Here is a 19,459-nt window from a genome sequence, read left to right on the forward strand (position 1 = left end):
ACTATTAAGATCAAGATCCTCCGGTTTTAACTATCCGAAAATTTCGGAAAATTGCTTTTGGTCGCTCTTATTTGGTAGTCAGACGTTTATGTTTTGTTTTCTAGGATTTTCTTCAAGTGCCATTACTCTATGATCCTCTGTCAGCAGTTTCATTTGACTTATAGCAATGGCATTAAGCTTTTTAAGGCGTTCGTTTTGCGATATAGTTATTCTTTTCAAAATGAGAAAGCGACCCTGATTGGGCCGCCTAGATAACATCTTCCCCATTATAGGATTTCTACATACCCTTCTGTTCCATGCACGCGAATTCGTTGCCCATCTTTGATCCGTTTGGTAGCATTTTCTACTCCGATAACTGCCGGCAAGCCGTATTCACGGGCGATAACTGCTCCATGGGTCATCAGTCCGCCAACTTCGGTGACCAGGCCTCTTATAGATACAAACAATGGAGTCCAGCTCGGGTCGGTAAAGGAGGTGACTAAGATATCTCCCTCTTCCAGATCAGCGTCTTCCATGTTTAAGATGACACGCGCCCGTCCCTCGATTACTCCGGACGAAACCGACAAGCCTGCAATCGCTTCGGCCGGGAGATCTTCGCGTTTGTACTCCCCGGCAATGATTTCACCGTCAGACGTGATCACCCGTGGGGGAGTTAGTTTTTCATATAATTTGTACTCGTCTTTGCGAATGCTTACGATCCGGTAATCCAGTTTATTGGTGCGTACGGCTTCGCGAAGTTCTTCAAACGTGAGATAGTAGATATCTTCTTTTTCATGAATAACGCCTGCCTGTACGAGTTGTTCGGCTTCTTTCAGTAAAGCCTGCTTATAAACGAAGTAACGACTGATCATGCCGTATTTGGGATATTCACGATAACCGATGAAATTCCGGATCAGGTCGATCCTTCGTTTTGTTTCTTGGGCTTTTTGTTCACCATCCGGTAATGGCTGCAAGCGCTCTAATAACTCCTGTTCTTTTTGCAAAGCAACACGCCGCCCTTGCTCAAATCTCCGCCGGCCGGCATGAGGCTGAAAGTTTTTGATGTTGCTGAGAATCATGGGAACAAGGGTGATTGGTTTTTCGCTCCAACGGGTTTTCGTAATATCGATTTCCCCGGCACAGCGCATTCCGTATTTGTTGAGATAACCATAGATAGCGTCCCGGGTTTCCCGTCCGCCGTCAAACTTCACCAGTTCAGCCAAAAAGTTATCATCTTTTACATGATGTAAATAGGCAATGATTTCCGGATAGGGTCGAATCGCATCGGCCACATCCAACAGCGCCAGACCCATTTCCGCCGTAATATTGTTAGGCACCGATTGGGAAAGAGGATCGGCTGCGTTTTTTTCTCCCAACCACTCGTTCATTTTTTCATTGATCCAGGCCGAAGCATTGATAGCAGCCATAAACACAGCCGAACTTTCAGGAGCAAATAAAATCTTCTTTAATTCCTGGATATCTGCCAGGATAAAATCCAGTAAATCCGCTCCTGATTTCGTTTGGATGCTTTGTCTTAACTCCTCGATCGATGTTTGACTGCGCTTCATCAAATCGGCAACGATGGTCGGATCGTTTTCGATTTGTGTATGAAAACCCGAAGACGGCATACCTTTGCTTTTGCCGGGATTCTGTTCCTTCTTGTCATCATGTAACGATTTTATGAAATCTCCTCGCTCGATTATGGTCATGAGTGCGTCTTTCATGAGCGGATCGTGTTGCCCCATATTATTGAATAATATTTTTCTGCTGTCAGGTGAGGCTAACATTTGTGCCACATCAACAAACAACCTTCCACCAGCTTTATACATGAGTCGGGCAGCTGTTAACTGCCATAATGACAATCCCAATGGTTTGATGGGATCGGTCATCATTTGTTGGTGACCGACCGATACATAGACGTGATTTTCCTGATCATTTGCTTCCGGGATGGGATATAAAGCAGTGATTGGCCGGCTCTGGACAATGTAAAACGCATCATCAGCCAAACACCATTCGATGTCCTGGGGGGGGCCAAAATGTTCTTCGATCTTTCGGCCCAGGCGCTCAAGCTGCAAAATCTGCTCATCCGCCAGCACTTGCCTATTCTGCCGCTCAGGCTCAATCTCCTGCTCTTTCGTACCGCCCTCTTTTAAGGCATAAATGGCCAGCTTCTTGGTAGATACCTTCTTATCGATCACCTTGCCGTTACGCACTTTATAGAGATCAGCATTCACCAGGCCGGAGACCAAGGCCTCGCCAAGTCCGAAACCGGCATCAACGGATAAAACCTTCCTATTGGAAGTGACGGGATCGGCAGTAAACAAAATTCCTGATGCCTGAGGGCAGACCATCTTCTGAACAACCACAGACAGGTGAACTTTTCGGTGGTCGAAGCCGTTTTGCAGGCGGTAGGTTACTGCCCGTTCGGTAAACAGCGAGGCCCAGCACTTGCTGACATGCTTAAGGATTGCCTCCCTGCCGATAATGTTCAGATACGTATCCTGCTGGCCCGCAAAGGAGGCAATCGGCAAATCCTCAGCAGTGGCGCTGGAACGTACGGCATAGGCGTTTTTTTCACCAAGCTTTGAGAGATAATATGTGATCTCCCCTTCTATATCTTTAGAAATGGGTATTCTTTCGATGGCCATACGGATTTTTGCGCTGATTTCGCCGATATTTTTCCTGTCTTCCGCCCTCAGACGCGTCAATTCATCCAACAAGCTATTAAGCTCGTGATTATTTTCGGCTATCTTTTTATACGCTTCGGTGGTAATGCAAAAACCTTGGGGCACCCGTATGCCCTCGATTCCGGACAGTTCACCTAAATTTGCACCCTTGCCCCCTGCAACCGTTAACTTTGTTCTGTCGATCTCCTGAAAGCCAAGTATATAGGTGTTCATATTTTTCTCCTTTTATCGATACGAAATTTCGCGAGGAATCTGCAAATACTCTTCTTCTCTTGCTATTTCATCCAATCTAGAAACCCAAGCTTTCTCCAACAATTATCACCTTGATCCTGCCTTTAGCCATGGACTTATTAGTAATTACAAGCTGACTGCATCCCCATTCGGCTGCTTTAGAAAGTTCATCAAAAGAGGAGTAGTCCTGCTTGAATATTAGACATGTAAGGGGGGCGGCATAGTTTCTCACTCTTAATATAGCTGCATCCAAATTCGGCTCGACTTTGTTAAGTCCTGCTATCACTATTACATTTTTCGGCCCAAAAATCAGCGCGGCTACCCTGTTGCCTATGCCATCAATATTTACCAGCTCGCCGGTAGCTGAAATAGCGTTGGAACTCATTAAAAAGTAATCTGCAGCTAATGCCTGATGTGCAGCTTTTTCCATAGCTTTAGCACCTTGTGCGTCTTTCGGGTCTAAAAAGTTGTATCCTTCATTTTTTAATGCGGTCCGCAAACCAATTTCATCAAGAGTAGCGGAACTTCCGCAAGAAACAAAACTATCTACGGGTATCATCTCAAGAACTTTTTTGAGGGCATCTTCTTTTGTCTCGCAATAAAATCCTTCCATATTCCGTTTTTCAAATTCTTCGATTAGCTTCTGTGCGAATAAGGCATTATAGCATTCTTTAGGGTTCATACTGCTCCTCCCATAAACTTGATTTTTTCGAAACATAAAGAATCTAATGAGATCCAGAGAATATGACTGTTGTATTTTAACAACTGAGAACGAAAATAAATAGTCTATATTTTCCATTTCCCATATGTTATACTTAAATTAGGGAAAGCATTCAAAGGTAAGAAATCAATATCTCCGCAAAGGACGGCTTATAAAAAAAACCCTCAACGAATGAGGGTTTTTTGTTACCTTGCCACCTTAATGATTGAGCCTCTATAATCAGGCTTCTTTAGTTAATATAAGAACTATTGTATATTAAGTTTTACGCAGATTATACTTTTTTCCAGCGCTTAAGCGTTGGTAATAAAGTTGACATTTCTTTTCTTGCTTCTTCCTCGCCTATTGCTCTTCCCAAAATAGGTACAATTAACTCAATCATTTCTTTCATAGATATAGTCGGATTAATAAATTTTCCGTCTTTATAGCAATTTGTACAGTAAATGCTTTTACTTCCGTCTGGTTCTGTTGCTATGAAATGGGCATGTTCTTCGTTAAACGGTAAACCACAACTTTGACACATTGCTATTTCTGTCAATTTTATCATTCCTTTCGTATAGTATATAAATACATAATCAAAAGCTTGCTTATATTACAAATGTGAATTGAATTTATTATAAAGGATATAGATGGTTCTGTATATAAATGTAATGTGGCAGCGTTTCACACCAAAATTTAGACCCTTAGCGAGCCACGAAAACCCCTGGCAGCATAGTAGGATTCTGAACCATTGTGGTACACAAAGACAGTGTCGTAGCGACGATCACAAAAGATGGCCTCGCCCAGTTTTCTAATATTAACAGGTGTTTTCACCCAGCTCGATGTTTTTGTATCGAAATTTCCAAATTTCTGCAGCTCCCGGTATTGCTCTTCCGTTAAAATCTCAATGCCCATGGTAGCAGCCATATCAATAGCGTTGTTTTCTGGTTTATGCTCTTTCCTTGACTCCAGTGCTTCACGGTCGTAACAAACACTTCTGCGACTTTTAGGACTTTCCGCTGAGCAATCATAAAAAATATATTCGTCCGTCTTTTTATCATGACAAACAACATCCGGTTCTCCGTCAGTTATTTCCATTTCATTGAGCGACCACAGTTTTTCAGCATTAGCTTCGAGCTTTGCTTGTACTTCTGCCCATTCAAGTCCTTTATGGCGATTCATGTTTTTCTCAAAACGGTCTTTCAATATTCTGAGTAGTTCTTCACGTTGTTCTGATGACAACTCCTTTTTATCGCTGATTTTATTTATTTTTGTCATGTTAGTTTCTCCCTTATTGTTTTAACTCTTGAGTAAAGCCAACTTGACCAAATTTTGCGGAGCAATAAGCAGATTTTATTTTGTGCATAAGTTCATACTTTATACTTTACTGCCCGAGAAAATTTATTGCTTTAAATTAAAACGCTCATACCCACTGCAACTTATCAGGGCCTGCCAATACGTCCGCTTCAACGTACTTGTTATTACACCGCCAGATAATCCTTCGGAGCCTTTCATCCGTTGAATTTCAAACCTTCCTAGCCTTTTCAAGATAAAAAAATCGCGTTTTCTTGATTTAAGTCAATGAAATGCCGCGTCTGCGTTGCTAAAATCATCTTAACAAAGGGGGTATAATAATGACTGTATTTGAAACGGAAATAATCTCACAACGCAGAGCAGTCATCATTGCCGGAATCGCAATGTTCGTCATGGCGGGATGTGCGGCTTTTACCGTCGGATTTGTCAACAGCAGCCTAATCGTAAAGGGTGACGCCAATGCCACAGCAAGTAATATTTTTAACTCTTTAGCTCTTTTTCGCGGCGGCATTTTCGGATGGCTCGTCATTTTAGTGAGCGACATCATCGTATCCTGGGCGCTGTATAGCTTTTTGAAACAAGTGGACAACAGTATGGCACTGCTGGGCGCATGGTTTCGTTTAATTTATTGCGCCATTCTGGGCTCGGCGATACTGAATTTAGTCTACGTATTGCTGATAGTAAGCGGAGACGGCACTCTGGCTATGCAGTCGGCTCAGTTGAATGCGCAGGTGATGCTGTTTATCGATGCATTTAATAAAATGTGGTCGTTTGGCCTGATCGTTTTTGGGCTTCATTTACTGGTTATCGGCAAGCTTGTACTGAAGTCGGGATTTATCCCAAAAATCCTTGGGATCCTTTTGTTGATCGCCGCAATGAGCTATATTATAGTTCATTTGCTTCATGTATTCTTCCCGCAGGTTGAACACATGACAGTAATTCTTGAAAATATCCTCAGCCTGCCCATGGCCCTCGGAGAGCTCCTTTTCGGTATATGGCTTTTGGTCAAAGGCGGCAGAACTGCCAAGGCAGCCACCCATTAGCGAGAATCACTCCGTCAGGGCGGGGTGAGCCTTTTCTTGATCCTGCTTAATGATTCCGGGGTTATCCCCAAATAGCTGGCCAGTTGGTGCTGAGGGACGCGTTTTATCAAGCCAGGTCTTTTTTCCAAAAGCCTCAAATAACGCTCTTCCGGTGCGGCACCCATCAGCAGGGCGGTGTCATCCTGGGCCTGGCCAAAGTTTTGCTCCATCATGGTCCTGGTGATATTTTTCAGTTCCGGGAATTGATCGTACATTTTCTCCTCGGAATCCAAGCTCCCGACAATTAAGGTCGACTCTTCAAGACAGGATAAAAAATAAGCGGAAGGCACTTTTTGCTTATAGCTTTTAAACAATATCACGGACTGGCCCTCGGTAAAGAAATTATACGTCGTTTCCTTGCCGTCGTCACCAATGGCATATTGCCGGATGCAGCCTTTTAAGACGAAATAGCACTTATCGGAAATATCGCCCTGTTTGAGCAGAACGGTTCCTTTTTGATATATGCTGACAAGGATGCGCTCCATGATCTCCCGCATTTCACTCTCGCTGAGTTGCGTGTTACTTTCCATAAACTGTCGCAAATACTTATTCATTTTCTCCCCTCCCGTCTGCTCTTTCAAGCCCTACCACCGTTTCCACGTGCCTTGAGGATACAATAATGATGCCGCTATCGAACAAGGGGTATTTAGGAAAGAACCTTCCGGTTCCTTTTTTATAATTAAGATACACATTCCCATGAACTTTGGCCAGATACTCCTCTTCCAATCTGGTTTGTATATTAATAAGAAGGTAACTTAATATAAACAATACTGCTATAAAATAAGTAGGAATTAGGAAAAACAATCCTAAAAGCATTACTATCATACCAAGGAAAATAGGATTTCTGATATAAGCAAAGGGACCGGTAGTAACAAGTTGGGTTTTAACTTCTTGATCAATCCCAATACGCCAGGAAGTACCCATTTCATTCTGAGCATAAATAGTAAATATCAATGAAGCTATCGTTAAAACAATACCAACAGCCTGGATCAATATATTGTCTAAGTATGAGATTTTGGGGATAGGAATAAATGAATTAAGAATACCATAAACGAAGACTACGAGAAGAATGACCTTGAACCAAGAACCAACATAATCATGAGCAGATTCTTTTTGCCGCCCAAAGGTTAGCGGGTTAACCTTTGTCTTTTTGTACAGAACGTAAGTCCTTAGCAATAATGTCCAGAAAAAGAAAGTCGTTATTAGCACGGGTATATAGAATTTTAAGAAAGTATTCATTGAAACCCCCAAAATTTAAACCGTTTACTTGGCCGAGCTTCCATTTAAAACAGTAAACAGCTTTTTCTCACTAACGTCGCCCGTTTGAGGTGCCGAATAGGTTCTGACCCTGGTTGCATTGAGGATAGCCAGCAAAGCTACTCCAACATCCGCAAATACAGCCTCCCACATATTTGCCACACCAAAAGCTCCTAGAACAATGAATCCAAGCTTGATAACCAAGGCAAGAACGATATTTTGCCAAATGATTACTTTTGTATAGCGGGCAATGCTGATAGCAGTTAACAGTTTTTCCGGTTGATCTTCCATGAGTACGACATCGGCAGCCTCAATCGCGGCATCTGAACCCAAACCGCCCATCGCCACTCCGATATCGGCCTGTGTCAAAACAGGCGCATCGTTTATACCGTCCCCTACAAAGACCACCTTACCCTGTCCCTTCGCATCTTCGATAAGCTTCTCTAACCAAGTCACTTTATTTTCCGGGAGCAAGTCTGCATGATACTCCGCAACCCCTAATTCTTCCGATACAGCTTTCGCAACGGATTGATGGTCACCGGTTAACATAACTGTTCTGACCCCAGACTTGTTCAGCGCTTGAACCGTCGCTTGAGCACCGGCTTTCGGTTTATCTGATATGAGTAAATATCCCGCATACTTTCCGTTGACAGCGAGGTGAACCGTCGTACCCGTTCTATGGTCAGCCTCGGCCTGCACATCTACCCCTGCCTGTTCAAATAACGCAGCCTTACCAACCAGAACTTCCTGACCGCGCAGGTTCACTTGTATCCCTTTGCCGCTTATTTCTTGATAGCCCTGGATAAGTCCAGCATCGATGTTCTTGCCGAACTTATCCCGAATCGACTTGGCAATAGGATGACTGGAGTGAACCTCAGCAGTTGCGGCAATCTCCAAAAGTTCGTTCTCAGTGAAACCGTAGGCAGGTTTGATTTGCACAACCTCAAATACCCCTTGGGTCAAGGTGCCTGTCTTATCAAAAACTACGGTGCCGACCTTGGTCAACGCTTCTAAAAAGTTGGCTCCTTTAACCAAAATTCCCTGCTTGGAAGCACCTCCGATGCCACCGAAATATCCTAAAGGAATAGAAACTACCAGGGCGCATGGACAGGAGATTACCAAAATGGTTAAAGCACGATATAACCATTCATTTAAAACCCCACCAAAAAACAATGGAGGCAAGAAGGCAATCGCCAATGCCACGATCACGACCGCTGGAGTATAATATCTGGCAAATGTCGTAATGAATTTCTCAGTGTTAGCTTTACGAGCACCGGCGTTTTCGACCAAATCTAAGATTTTTTGCACCGAAGATTCGGCGAATCTACGAGTCACACGCACGGTAAGGACCCCGGATTGATTGATTGTACCGGCCAGAACAGTATCTCCGGCTTTAACCCGCCGGGGTACGGATTCTCCGGTCAAGGCTGATGTATCAAGGAATGAACTCCCGTTCAGAACTTCTCCGTCCAGTGGAACTTTTTCGCCTGGGCGTACCATGATGTGTTGGCCAATTTGCACTTTTTCAGGATCAACCTTGACCACATCCAACTGGTTAATCAGATTGGCATAATCCGGCCTGATATCCATTAGATCTTGAATGGAACGGCGGGAACGGTCAACGGCCCGCGCCTGAATATATTCGCCGACTGAATAAAACAGCATAACGCCAACAGCTTCTGACAACTGGTGAATCGCAATAGCACCAATGGTTGCGATAGCCATTAAGAAGTTTTCATCAAACACCGAACCTCTAAGAATGTTTCTAAATGCCGTACTTAAAACTTCATAGCCGACCAACACATAAGCCGACAGGTAAACAACATACTCTACTGGTTCCAATGAAGTGCCATGCCACTTCGAACCGAAAACCAATCCTATCGCCAACAGGATTCCGGCTATGATGATGCCTATTAGCTTTCCGCCAAGTAGAGACTTCTCTGGTTCCTGGTTGCTGCTCTTATCTTTTTGGTTCTCCACAGGTACCAGTTTGACTCCGTGTTCGATATTCTCCATAATACGCTGCGCTTCTTGGACCATGCCGGGTGGCAAAATTACAGTCTTCGCAGCGTAATTGATACTGGTGGTGCCAATTCCAGCCGTTTCACTCAAAGCCTTCTCCATCTTAGCTGAACAATGAGCACAGAACTCGCCCTCGATACGGTATTTAACACGACCTTCTAACCCTTCCGACGGTTTCTTTGTTTCCGCAAGAACAAGCTTTACCCCAGGTTCAATTTTCTCTATGATTTTTTGGGCCTGTTCCACAGCGGAAGGGGGAAGAAATACCGTCTTCGCGGCATAGTTAATCACGGTCTCACCTATTCCAGCGGTTGCACTCAATGTCCTTTCCATTTTGGCAGAGCAATTAGCACAAAATTCACCCTCAATACGATACTTTACACGTTCTTCAGATTGAAACAGGTTTGCATCTGACATCTTCTTTTCCCTCCAAACACCTGTTGTTAAACATTTCTATCTTTGGCCAGCTTCTAATCGCTACTTTTCGTTGATATGCTCTAATCCTTGGCTATAAAGTCTTACCACATGGTCGTCATCTAACGAATAATAAACCATTTTTCCTTCGCGGCGGTACTTGACTAAGTTACTATTCCGTAGAACCCGAAGCTGGTGAGAGATTGCCGATTGGCTTATATCCAATAGTGCCGCTAAGTCACAGACACAGAACTCTGCTTTGGATAAAGCATCCATAATCCTGATTCTTGTGGAATCCCCAAGGGTTTTGAAGAGATCAGCGAGATGATTAGCTTGATCAGAAGTTATAATCTGATTGACGTGAGTGCTGATTAGATCAGTGTGAACACATTGCACTTCGCAAACCGGGTTTTGCTCTATTTCTTTAGGATTTTCTACCTCCATAATTTTCACCTCAATTTAATATATGAATATCTATTCATATGTAGTATATCAAATATAACTTTTTTTCACAACAGAATCCCCCAGGCCCCAACCGCTACTAATAAGGCTATTAGAATACTGAGGATCATTATGAACATGGGAATATTTTTGTTCGTGGTCATTTTCAGATTCGTACATTATAAGCCCTCCATTAATGACGGGGTGCCCAAAGCATAATTGATACTCCTAATAAGCAAATAAAAACTCCAATCCAATCCCAGTTATCCGGAACTTTTTTATCCACTCCCCAACCCCATAAGACGGCAAGAAAAATAAATATCCCACCATAAGCTGCATAGACCCGGCCAAAGTTCGGAAACTTTTGCAATGTAGGAATGATACTAGAATAAATAGCAATATAGCAGGCAAATAAACCATTCCTTTATATCGATTTCTTTATTCAAACAAACTTATTTGTTTTTGACTCAATAAGCGTAGACCGCTAATTATTACGGCGATAGTACTACCTTCGTGTCCTATTACACCCAATGGCAAATTGACATACCCAATGAAGTTAGATACTACAAGTAGTAGAATTACAGCAATCGCAAACGTAACGTTTTGCTTTATAACTCTAGTGCTGCGTCGGCCTAAGGAAATAGCATAAGATACTTTAGATAAATCATCCGCCATTAATACCACATTGGCCGTTTCTAATGCTATATCTGTTCCGGCTGCTCCCATAGCAATACCAACTGATGATGCGGCTAAGGCTGGTGCATCATTAACACCGTCACCGACCATTGCAACTTTGCCATTTTGACCTAATGTCTTAATAATTTCCACTTTTTGTTCCGGCAAAAGTTCGGCATACACTTGGTCAACTCCCGCCTCTTGACCTATAATTTGAGCGGTAGAGGAACTGTCACCAGTTAGCATTACCACCTTGATCCCCATCTGCTTAAGTTTATCAACAGATTCTCTAGCTTGTGCTCGCAAGGTATCCTGAACAGCTAATAGTCCAATAACTTCGTCCTCTACCTTTACAAAGATGACCGTTTTGCCTTGTTGCTCCAAATCAGTAATTGTAGATTTTTCCTTTATAGACAGCGTCATTCCTTCTATTAAATCTACTTTCCCAATTTTACATTCTTGTCCATCAACTGAGCCATGTACCCCCAAACCAGGAATTGCTTCCAGCTTAGTTGTAGGCATAAGCTCGATATTTCTCTCTTTAGCCAAGCTAATAATCGCCTTGGCAATGGGGTGTTCTGACCAAGTTTCTAGGGAAGCTGCAATACTTAAAAGTTCCGTTTCAGTGTACTTACCATATGCGGTTATATCAGTGACCTTCGGTACCCCTTCAGTAAGAGTACCTGTTTTATCAAAGGCAACAACATCTAGTCTTCCGATAGTTTCGAGGTAGGCTCCGCCCTTAAATAAAATGCCATTACGCGCTCCATTTGCGATACCTGATAAAACTGCTGGCATTATCGAAGAAACCAGAGCACAAGGTGAGGCAACAACCAGAAAAATCATTGCCCTATAGATCGTCTGACTCCAGGTCCAGCCTAAGAAAACAGGCGGTAAAGCAGCCATTAATATAGCACCGGCAACAACTATTTTGGCATATGTCCGTTCAAAACGTTCAACAAATAATTGACTAGGCGGTCTTTCACTTTGAGCTTCCTGGACCAAATGAATGATCTTGGCTAGCAATGTCGCCTCCGCAGGCTTCGTAACTTGGATTACCAATGCTCCTTGACCATTCATTGTTCCGGCGAAAACCTCGTCTCCAGGGGCTTTATCCGTTGGTATTGATTCACCCGTTATGGAGGCTTGGTTTACCGCAGAAAATCCTTCGCTCACAATCCCGTCAGCTGCAATTCTTTCACCAGGCTTTACTAAGAGGAGATCACCCTGCTTTAAATCTTCAACTCGTACACGTTTTTCTTTATTGCCATTGATAACAATAGCTTCTTCGGGTCTTAATTTCATAATGGACTCAATAGCATTATTAGTCCGTTCCATCGTATAACCTTCTAAAGCACCACTGAGCGAAAAGATGAAGATCAGAATTGCTCCGTCTTTCCAATAACCAATACTGGCTGCCCCGATTGCCGCGACAACCATCAATAAATCAACATCCAATTCTTTTTCCCTGATAAGAGTCTGGAGTCCCTCCAACGCTTTGCGATACCCCCCGATAGCATAAGCCAATAGATACAAGGTAATTACCAATCCACTGTTTCCGTCTTGTCCGCCACACCATGCTAGTCCAATCAATATTAAGCAAAGGACAGCGATAATTAATCCTCCGTGTCGCAGCCAAATTCTGCTCCATGTTTTATTAGGTGCAGCTTCGATTACACTCATTTCTTGTCTCCTTTTCATTAGGTATAGACTTTACTGAGCCAGATTAGAAAGTCTCCATATTTATCTTTTTTAGGGTATCAAGAAATTGCCTTATTTCATCTTCGCTTAAAACCGAAATCATCTGTTCAGTTAATTGCATATGATAATTATGGTGTTCCTCAAAAGCCTTCTTCCCGCTTTCTGTTAATGCTATTAAGTTAACCCTTCTATCTTCGTCTGTCGATTCACGTTTTGCTAAATCCTTCTTTTCAAGCCTGTCTACAGTAACCGTAGTAGTTCCCGTCGTAACTCCTAGTTTTTGCGCTAAAGATTTCATATTTATTTTTTCGTGTTCTCCCAATACTTCTAAGGCATGGGCTTCTGAAACTGTTAAATCGCTTGTACGAACTATCGAATTTTCCCAAGATGAAAACCCATTAAAAAAAAATAAAAGTTCATTTGTCAGTTCCTCAATCATTAGATCATCCCCTTCGTTTAGTAAGAAGTTCTTATTGTTTGATATTCAAAATATATTATATTTAAGATATTTATTTTTTACAATAGTGCCATCACAAGATTTTAAAAATGAATTCCTCCATCTTATTGCGCTACATCAGGCAATAAAAAAGAGGCTCTGCTTCTCATAAAAAGAAAAACATAACCTCTTGTGCTCCTGCCTGATGGCAGCTTTAATTAAAATTGTGTTTGGACTATATTAAAACAAAGGCATCAGAATTTTATTTGCTCTCAGGTTCGGGCTTTTGCAGCTTTACTTTGCAATATTGAGCTGCATAAGAGAAAATAAACCTCCATATAAGTGACTAACAAGTCCATGTAGCACGACAGCTTCTTTCACTTCCGAAATACTGTCAAGATTTCGCCGCAATACAGCCATAACAACGATTACTGTTGCGGTATTCTTATTCTTGCCGGGAAGAAAAGACAAATAATCGTGCAGCTCACGGATTACCCTAGCAGAACTGTAGCCTAAAGTTAACACCGGACATGCTTTCGTTTGAAACCGAGTCGCCCCTGGACCGCCGCTTTTTGGATTTCTTCCGCCGCCACGGGAACGCTGCATTTCGTTTTGCCCTTGAATACCTCCACGGTCCCGATGGCCTCTGCCACGGACAGAGCTTTTTCATACAGCGGAAGATAGGAAACGCCTACGGTTGCAACGGCCCGTCGCCACTCCATAAAGCGGCTCGCGCGCGCCCTGCCGCATATATACTTTTTTTGTTCGTTCCGTACCCAGAGATTCAAGTTCCTGCAATACCGTTTTAACGTCCATATCAATCACCCCTTCAAAGCCTTTGGCAATTCGCCGTTTCATAGCACCATTTCGCAATCTCTGTAATCAGGCTTAACGGGAGCGGCTTATCATATGGCAGCTGTACCGCGCCTTTGCTTCTTTTGTACTCTGTCAAACGGTTTTCGAAATTCTCGATCGCCTTCTCGCCGGGATACAGCCCGATATGCTTTTTGAATGCCGCAAAATGAATGATATTATGCTTGCTCCAGTAAGTCGGCATACTCCACGAGATACGCTCCTGCGCGTCCGGCAGCGCGGCACGGATGGTATTCCGGACCTGATTCAAAAGCGGCTGAACGCTCTCAGGCTGCGCGGCAATATATGCATCGATCGTTTTCGGCGGCTCGCCACAAAAGTGGTCCTGGTTTCGGTTCTTGAACTCACGTCCGCATTTTGGGCATTGCCACATATAAGATTCACCCCACCCTCTCCGTAATGGTAACCCTCACGCTGTCACCCGGCTGTTTCCCTATTTGAGCACGAATATCCTTGCGCAATCCAATGATGTAACACACAGAATCGTCGGCCTTCTTCATGCCCATGTTGACGATACTCCCGTCGTAAGGCTCTCCGTCAAAAGTTGCGTGGACTTTTACCCTGCCCTTGCCGAATTCCGCTTTCACGTCATAAGGGAATTCGACATATGCGCCGTCTATGCCGGGGACTTTCCGAATGACGGCTTCAAATTCATACGTCTTGTGATTCATAATACAGTCTTTATGATATACACATAGTTTCTGTGTAATCATATGCTCCTTTCTATTCGAATCCACTTGAAGAATTACTTGAATTTGAGTGTGCTTTCCGCCTTTGTCGACTCTACCAAAAAATCAAAATTTATTGTAATACGCATTTTACTCATTAGGTGTATAAAGTCAGACACTTTTTATCAATTCAATTTGTAATTTATTCCCACAGGGCGATAAAATCACGGTTTTCAAATGCTTACGTCAGACCCAAAAGTCCGAAAACGGCTTATTTACTAGGTTTTTCACACATTCACTCTTTTACCCTTGACATCAATACCACACACTCCACATGCCTTGAGGATACAAAAAAGATGCCGTACCACTCCGTGAACATCCACTGGATATTCACGCCCCTTGGCGGCAACTATTCGGGAATTTCGAATAGTTCACATAGACTCACCAACTGTCCGATTTTTCCGGACAGTTGGTCATTCGCTTATTTTATCTTCAAAATATGCTCGCATATCCTCGTGAAACGTCCATCCTTTTTCGTCTCCGGATTTTCTTCCCTTATCAAGTTTATCCATCAATTCATTTGTTGCCTGTTTCTTGCCATAATCTTTCATCTGCTCATCTATATTGCTTCCACTGTACAAAACCCGAATAACCGTGACTGTTTTATCATCATTTCGCGGAATATACAAAGCTATAAAATTGTCTACCGGCATCCGGCGAAGTCTTTTGCTGTGCCAGGGTTCTTCTTCATATAATCGGTATCGTTCCGGCATTTCCTGCAGTTTCATGATAGCTTTTTCGATTCTGTCCAGTTGCCCCGCTGCTATGTCAGGTGCAAGTAAAGTAAAAGCAATATAATCATATATTGCCTTCAAGTCGTTTTCCATTTGTTTTGTGAATAGTATTTTGTACTTCATATCCCGTAATTCTTGCGAATATCTGCGAAAACTTCTGATGCAGGTCTAACATTACCCTGTATGAAATCAGCGTATCCTTTTTCTATTTCCGCATTCAATTCTTCTTTACTCATATTTGCAATACTTGGGAGTTTTGCCTCCGGCAGCTTTACATCAAACGGTAAGCCTCGCTGCATAACTACCTGTTTCAAAAAAATATTCACCGCATTTGATACCGGGATACCTAATTGCGCCAGAATAGCTTCGGCCTCTTCTTTAAGGCCAGGCTCAAGCCTGACATAAATATTCGTTGTTTTTGCCATAGTGATCCCTCCAATATAATTATAATAGGCTTTTATATATACAATAGCAATACATTTTAATCCTGACGAATTCGCCATAAATAAAAAGCGGGGCATCCTCGTTAGAAAATACCCCTGCTGATTTTTTTGTTTGGTATGCGACAAGAGAACCGTGCCTCTGTCTTTCTATTTTCAAGGCGTTACAATCTCTCAAGCAAGCAGCAGCTTTCTGTGTGCCTTGAGGATACAAAGAAGATGCCGCTTGAAGCTGGTGCCCCTTTATCGTAAAGATATACTTCTGACAAAATTGTTGTTACTGAGTCAATTTTAATAAAATCCTTAATCCATGTATTCCTTCAATGCTCCTCGAAAGGCTGAGTGCCGCGAATATCTTTCTAAATACCTGTTTATAATAATCCTTTTTTCCATTTTCATACCTAACGACTCTTTTACTTCCCCCAATGCAGCTGTCAATAAAGCAACATCATTATATTTATCTCAGTATTTTCCACCTACAATTCCATCTATTCTTTTATCAATTACGGATTCCAGCCACTTTACATATGAATTCATATCATCCACAGTTATACTTAGCTTTTCTTTTACTTTCTCATCAGGTATTAATTTTTTATACTGAAATGTCTCCTCGTACTTACTATCTTCTCGATCATCTTGATCATAACAATCATCAAGCAGCTGAAGAAATTCCTCTCTCTTGCTTGCAGGTATTTTCCTTGCCATATTATGCAGACAGCTTCTTAATTCCTCTATGCTCATACCGTTCAATTTCATTTGATTTCTGAACAAAAACTTTCTGATTCATTTTACCCCCTATATTCAATCCCACTACAATATCCTTTTAGTCGCAATCTTTTTTTCACTCCATCCAAGGCTCTTGGCCCAGGCACGAAGCTCATCCCTTTTTTTTTGCTTTCACTTTCATAAACAGTCCCTAAAAAATCAGCAAAGCCACTTAATCCGCCCACATCATCAAGCAAAAATACTCCGTCTTTATGGATGCAAACCGGCCTGTGCTCATTCAACACAATTTCATTGGCATAGGCAATCTCTTCATGGGAAACAAACCCGCTTTCCAGCAGATCTTGGCAATCATTTCTCTTAGTTATGGTAATCGTCCAATTATCCCCAAAATCATACTTATAAATAAGTTCCCTTGATACGGGGAAAAACGTTTTTTCATCAAGCACTTCATCTTCGCCTGCCAGAACCTTGCTGGCTTCCAGCCGTTCCAACAAATCTTCCGTTCCACCTTCAATGATAATAGATGAATTCATTTCTTCAAGAGTCAGCTCAATCAAAGGAGCTTTGCGCAAAGTTTTAGTAGTTTCCTTGGCCTCACCCTTTTTAGTCCGGGCTATGTAATCTTTAAATGACTCTTTGACATCAAGCATCTTAAAATTATCCATGAGCTGCTGCATATCTCTTTTTGCAATTTCGGGATGCTCCAACTCCCCGCCGTAAAAATACGGCCCGGTATATTTCTTCTTAAGCCAAGCGTTTATACTGCCTTTTTCATAATCATCATCCCAGAAAATATCTTCCTCCGCTTCGGACGGCGGCTGAAATAAAATTCCCACCAAATCCGTCCAGCCTTTTACGGTGCCGCCGGTCAGTTTTTGATACACTTCTTCCGGCAGGCGAAAACAGCGCAAGTGTGAATTTTGCCAGCCATAAAGTTTTTGTATCGCATAGTGCAGGTTATGAAGCGGCATATCGGATGGTATAAGAATATCCCTGCCTATAGTCTCTCCGCTTAAAGATTCTCCATATCTTTTAAGCATTCTTTCCTGATCTTCCGTCAGGTACTCATCTTTCAGTTCCAAATGAAGATAAACCGGTGTGATTTCATCTTTATTGCCTCTTATTAGATTTTTCATCTTGTTCTCCCTTCAAATCAATATCGCTGTCTGCTTTTAAATCCATAAACTTCCTTTAATCTTTTAAATATCTCAAAAGCTACGGGGCATACTTCAACCACATTTAACATACTGGAAAGGCTCCATAACCTTTCCGGCTGATTTGTATACGGATAAGTCTTACAGCTTTCAGGTTTCATATCACCCAGTTTACATTCTCCATCTTCATCCAAAAAATCACATGGCCGGTGCTTGGTTTTATAGCTGTATCCTATTTCGTCGAATTCCAGAAAGAAATCTTTAAACTGGTCAGTTGTTATATTCATGTATCCGGCCGCTTTTTCCAGTTCATCTTCTTGAAATGTTCCTTTATACATTTTACAGCAGTTTCTGCATTTACTGCAGTCATAATCAGCAAACAGTTCATTATGTAATGCCAGAAATTGCTTATCCAGTTTCTCTTCATCGGCATGATTTTTCATGAATGAACGGAATCTGATATTGTCAGCCTCTATAGCCTTTGCCGCTTTTTTAACTTCACTCGGTTTCAGCATGTCTTCTCTTTCACCTCACATTATTAGTATTGACAACATAATGTGTAGCATAGGCTTCTTCTATAACGGCATCTCCAGATTTGCTAAAGCGCAAGGGGATTCTCTTGCCTTTTACGCCCCACTGGTTATATGCCGTCCATGAGGACTTTAAATGATTCTCCAGAGCGTATGCCCTAAGTTCTTTCATTATAAATGACAACTTGCTCAAGTTGGTCTTACATACTTTTTCAAGGTATGGTACACGGCCGAACCGCCAATCTTCATAATCTTTAGCAGATAATATACCAATTTTCATCAGCAGCTCTACAGGGGATATATAAATATTCTCCTTTAGTGTACTGCTTACAATAGCGTGTACTTTATGTTTTAGTTCCACTTTATTCACTAATATTTCACCTTGTTCCTCTTCCAGACATTCTTCTTCCAAACAATCCGGACGCCTGTAATGCCTGAGTAACCTCCTTTTGAAGAAACAGATCCGCCTGTAACTCTTCATTTTTCTGGATTTAAGCCTCGTTCAATCCTTACCACACATTCTGAGTGCCTTGAGTGTACAAAAAAGATGTCGTTCCAAGCTGGTATCCCCTTGGCGGGGAGATGTCACGATTTTCAGTCAAAACCTTTCCCCTCCTGAACACCCAACGTATATTCACGTCTCCCGGAACTCATTAAGTATCCTAATTCTATAAAGATTGGCAGACTTTAGTCGCCTCAAGATAGACAAGCGGAAAAGCGGCTCTTAATACTTTCCGCCGGCCAACAGAAAGACCATTTTTCTCAATAAACCCGGTATATTCCTCCGGTGTCCACTTCGAGTAAGTTTCAAACCCAATGAGTTTCAGTATTTTGGCATTCAGATTCCAGGTGGAGTTTTTTAGGTGCCCATGCGCAAAGGTCGGTGCTATCAGTAATCCACCAGGTTGCAGTACCCTGCGGATACTCACAAGCGCTGCTTCGGGGTCTGGCATAATATGCAAAGCATTGGAAATGATGGCCGCATCAAATGAGGCATTTGCAAAGGATAATGCCGTAGCGTCTTCGATGGAAAATTTAACATTGGACGGAGCAATTTTCTTTTTTGCGGTTTCAATCATCTTGGGGGAGAAGTCCGTCGCTTCAACTTGCCGGACAAATTTGGCTATGCCAAGCGCGATCAAACCGGTTCCGGTGGCAACTTCCAAAACCCTCATATCGGCTCTCAGCACTTCCGACATCAGATTGTACATTTCTTCGTATGCCGCTTTGTTAAACCGATTAATCTCGAAGTCATACAGCCCGGAATACCGGTTCCAAAATTTTTTGTTGTCGTGCATTGTCAGTTACTCCCTTAACCTAAAATTTAATCGTCAAAGT

23 protein-coding genes and 1 pseudogene are annotated in these 19,459 nt (G+C 42.4%); 1 reads left to right on the plus strand and 23 read right to left on the minus strand.

Annotated features, from left to right (window positions below):
* Positions 1 to 266: 266 nt before the first annotated feature.
* The 4 genes from ppsA to ACHOLT_RS17390 all read right to left on the minus strand — a co-directional run bounded on the left by ppsA (position 267) and on the right by ACHOLT_RS17390 (position 4,872).
* A complete protein-coding gene (gene ppsA, locus ACHOLT_RS17375; RefSeq protein WP_425803199.1) occupies positions 267 to 2,879 on the minus strand; it encodes a phosphoenolpyruvate synthase in 2,613 nt (870 codons plus the stop codon).
* A 76-nt stretch (positions 2,880 to 2,955) separates the two neighbouring features.
* Positions 2,956 to 3,579, minus strand: coding sequence for a lactate utilization protein (locus ACHOLT_RS17380; protein ID WP_425803202.1), 624 nt, complete (start codon positions 3,577 to 3,579; stop codon positions 2,956 to 2,958).
* Positions 3,580 to 3,889: 310 nt separating this feature from the next.
* Positions 3,890 to 4,162 carry a zinc ribbon domain-containing protein gene (locus ACHOLT_RS17385; protein ID WP_425803205.1) on the minus strand — a complete coding sequence of 91 codons (273 nt, stop codon included), beginning with the start codon at positions 4,160 to 4,162 and terminating at the stop codon, positions 3,890 to 3,892.
* 128 nt (positions 4,163 to 4,290) lie between these two features.
* Complete coding sequence (locus ACHOLT_RS17390) at positions 4,291 to 4,872, minus strand: DUF4256 domain-containing protein (protein WP_425803207.1); 582 nt, start codon at positions 4,870 to 4,872, stop codon at positions 4,291 to 4,293.
* A gap of 356 nt (positions 4,873 to 5,228) precedes the next feature.
* Between ACHOLT_RS17390 and ACHOLT_RS17395 the strand changes: the two genes are divergently transcribed.
* A complete protein-coding gene (locus ACHOLT_RS17395; RefSeq protein ID WP_425803209.1) occupies positions 5,229 to 5,951 on the plus strand; it encodes a DUF4386 domain-containing protein in 723 nt (240 codons plus the stop codon).
* A gap of 14 nt (positions 5,952 to 5,965) precedes the next feature.
* Here ACHOLT_RS17395 and ACHOLT_RS17400 read toward each other — a convergent pair whose 3' ends face one another.
* The 19 genes and pseudogenes from ACHOLT_RS17400 to ACHOLT_RS17490 form a co-directional block, all read right to left on the minus strand.
* Positions 5,966 to 6,544: a Crp/Fnr family transcriptional regulator gene (locus tag ACHOLT_RS17400; protein ID WP_425803211.1), complete on the minus strand. Its 579-nt coding sequence runs from the start codon at positions 6,542 to 6,544 to the stop codon at positions 5,966 to 5,968.
* On the minus strand, positions 6,537 to 7,229 hold the full coding sequence (locus ACHOLT_RS17405) for a methyltransferase family protein (protein WP_425803213.1): 693 nt from the start codon (positions 7,227 to 7,229) through the stop codon (positions 6,537 to 6,539). The genes ACHOLT_RS17400 and ACHOLT_RS17405 overlap by 8 nt, the downstream gene beginning before the upstream one ends.
* A gap of 24 nt (positions 7,230 to 7,253) precedes the next feature.
* Entirely contained in the window at positions 7,254 to 9,686 is a 2,433-nt protein-coding gene (locus tag ACHOLT_RS17410) for a heavy metal translocating P-type ATPase (protein WP_425803215.1), read from the minus strand.
* Between the two features lie 60 nt (positions 9,687 to 9,746).
* Positions 9,747 to 10,127, minus strand: coding sequence for an ArsR/SmtB family transcription factor (locus tag ACHOLT_RS17415; RefSeq protein ID WP_425803218.1), 381 nt, complete (start codon positions 10,125 to 10,127; stop codon positions 9,747 to 9,749).
* 48 nt (positions 10,128 to 10,175) lie between these two features.
* Positions 10,176 to 10,304 carry a hypothetical protein gene (locus ACHOLT_RS17420; protein WP_425803220.1) on the minus strand — a complete coding sequence of 43 codons (129 nt, stop codon included), beginning with the start codon at positions 10,302 to 10,304 and terminating at the stop codon, positions 10,176 to 10,178.
* Positions 10,305 to 10,317: 13 nt separating this feature from the next.
* Positions 10,318 to 10,518 (minus strand): annotated as a pseudogene (locus ACHOLT_RS17425) (YnfA family protein); the annotation flags it as partial.
* 44 nt (positions 10,519 to 10,562) lie between these two features.
* Positions 10,563 to 12,482: a heavy metal translocating P-type ATPase gene (locus tag ACHOLT_RS17430; protein WP_425803223.1), complete on the minus strand. Its 1,920-nt coding sequence runs from the start codon at positions 12,480 to 12,482 to the stop codon at positions 10,563 to 10,565.
* A 43-nt stretch (positions 12,483 to 12,525) separates the two neighbouring features.
* Positions 12,526 to 12,939 carry a MarR family winged helix-turn-helix transcriptional regulator gene (locus ACHOLT_RS17435; RefSeq protein WP_425803225.1) on the minus strand — a complete coding sequence of 138 codons (414 nt, stop codon included), beginning with the start codon at positions 12,937 to 12,939 and terminating at the stop codon, positions 12,526 to 12,528.
* A 291-nt stretch (positions 12,940 to 13,230) separates the two neighbouring features.
* Positions 13,231 to 13,542: a hypothetical protein gene (locus ACHOLT_RS17440; RefSeq protein WP_425803227.1), complete on the minus strand. Its 312-nt coding sequence runs from the start codon at positions 13,540 to 13,542 to the stop codon at positions 13,231 to 13,233.
* Between the two features lie 60 nt (positions 13,543 to 13,602).
* On the minus strand, positions 13,603 to 13,752 hold the full coding sequence (locus tag ACHOLT_RS17445; protein ID WP_425803229.1) for a hypothetical protein: 150 nt from the start codon (positions 13,750 to 13,752) through the stop codon (positions 13,603 to 13,605).
* A gap of 13 nt (positions 13,753 to 13,765) precedes the next feature.
* Positions 13,766 to 14,182, minus strand: coding sequence for an iron chaperone (locus tag ACHOLT_RS17450; protein WP_425803231.1), 417 nt, complete (start codon positions 14,180 to 14,182; stop codon positions 13,766 to 13,768).
* 7 nt (positions 14,183 to 14,189) lie between these two features.
* Positions 14,190 to 14,480, minus strand: a complete 291-nt coding sequence (locus ACHOLT_RS17455; protein ID WP_425803233.1) for a DUF1905 domain-containing protein — start codon at positions 14,478 to 14,480, stop codon at positions 14,190 to 14,192.
* Between the two features lie 470 nt (positions 14,481 to 14,950).
* Complete coding sequence (locus ACHOLT_RS17460; RefSeq protein ID WP_425803235.1) at positions 14,951 to 15,394, minus strand: type II toxin-antitoxin system RelE/ParE family toxin; 444 nt, start codon at positions 15,392 to 15,394, stop codon at positions 14,951 to 14,953.
* On the minus strand, positions 15,391 to 15,696 hold the full coding sequence (locus ACHOLT_RS17465) for a type II toxin-antitoxin system RelB/DinJ family antitoxin (RefSeq protein ID WP_425803238.1): 306 nt from the start codon (positions 15,694 to 15,696) through the stop codon (positions 15,391 to 15,393). Before ACHOLT_RS17465 ends, ACHOLT_RS17460 begins: the two co-directional genes overlap by 4 nt.
* A 477-nt stretch (positions 15,697 to 16,173) precedes the next feature.
* A complete protein-coding gene (locus tag ACHOLT_RS17470) occupies positions 16,174 to 16,467 on the minus strand; it encodes a hypothetical protein (protein WP_425803241.1) in 294 nt (97 codons plus the stop codon).
* Between the two features lie 32 nt (positions 16,468 to 16,499).
* Entirely contained in the window at positions 16,500 to 17,573 is a 1,074-nt protein-coding gene (locus ACHOLT_RS17475) for an IS1096 element passenger TnpR family protein (protein WP_425803244.1), read from the minus strand.
* Between the two features lie 17 nt (positions 17,574 to 17,590).
* Complete coding sequence (locus ACHOLT_RS17480; protein ID WP_425803246.1) at positions 17,591 to 18,106, minus strand: YkgJ family cysteine cluster protein; 516 nt, start codon at positions 18,104 to 18,106, stop codon at positions 17,591 to 17,593.
* Between the two features lie 10 nt (positions 18,107 to 18,116).
* Positions 18,117 to 18,533, minus strand: a complete 417-nt coding sequence (locus ACHOLT_RS17485; RefSeq protein WP_425803249.1) for a hypothetical protein — start codon at positions 18,531 to 18,533, stop codon at positions 18,117 to 18,119.
* A 256-nt stretch (positions 18,534 to 18,789) separates the two neighbouring features.
* Positions 18,790 to 19,419, minus strand: a complete 630-nt coding sequence (locus ACHOLT_RS17490; protein WP_425803252.1) for a class I SAM-dependent methyltransferase — start codon at positions 19,417 to 19,419, stop codon at positions 18,790 to 18,792.
* Between the last annotated feature and the right edge of the window lie 40 nt (positions 19,420 to 19,459).

The sequence above is a fragment of the Desulfitobacterium nosdiversum genome (assembly GCF_049860565.1).
In the GTDB taxonomy this organism is placed as follows: Bacteria; Bacillota; Desulfitobacteriia; order Desulfitobacteriales; family Desulfitobacteriaceae; genus Desulfitobacterium_A; species Desulfitobacterium_A nosdiversum.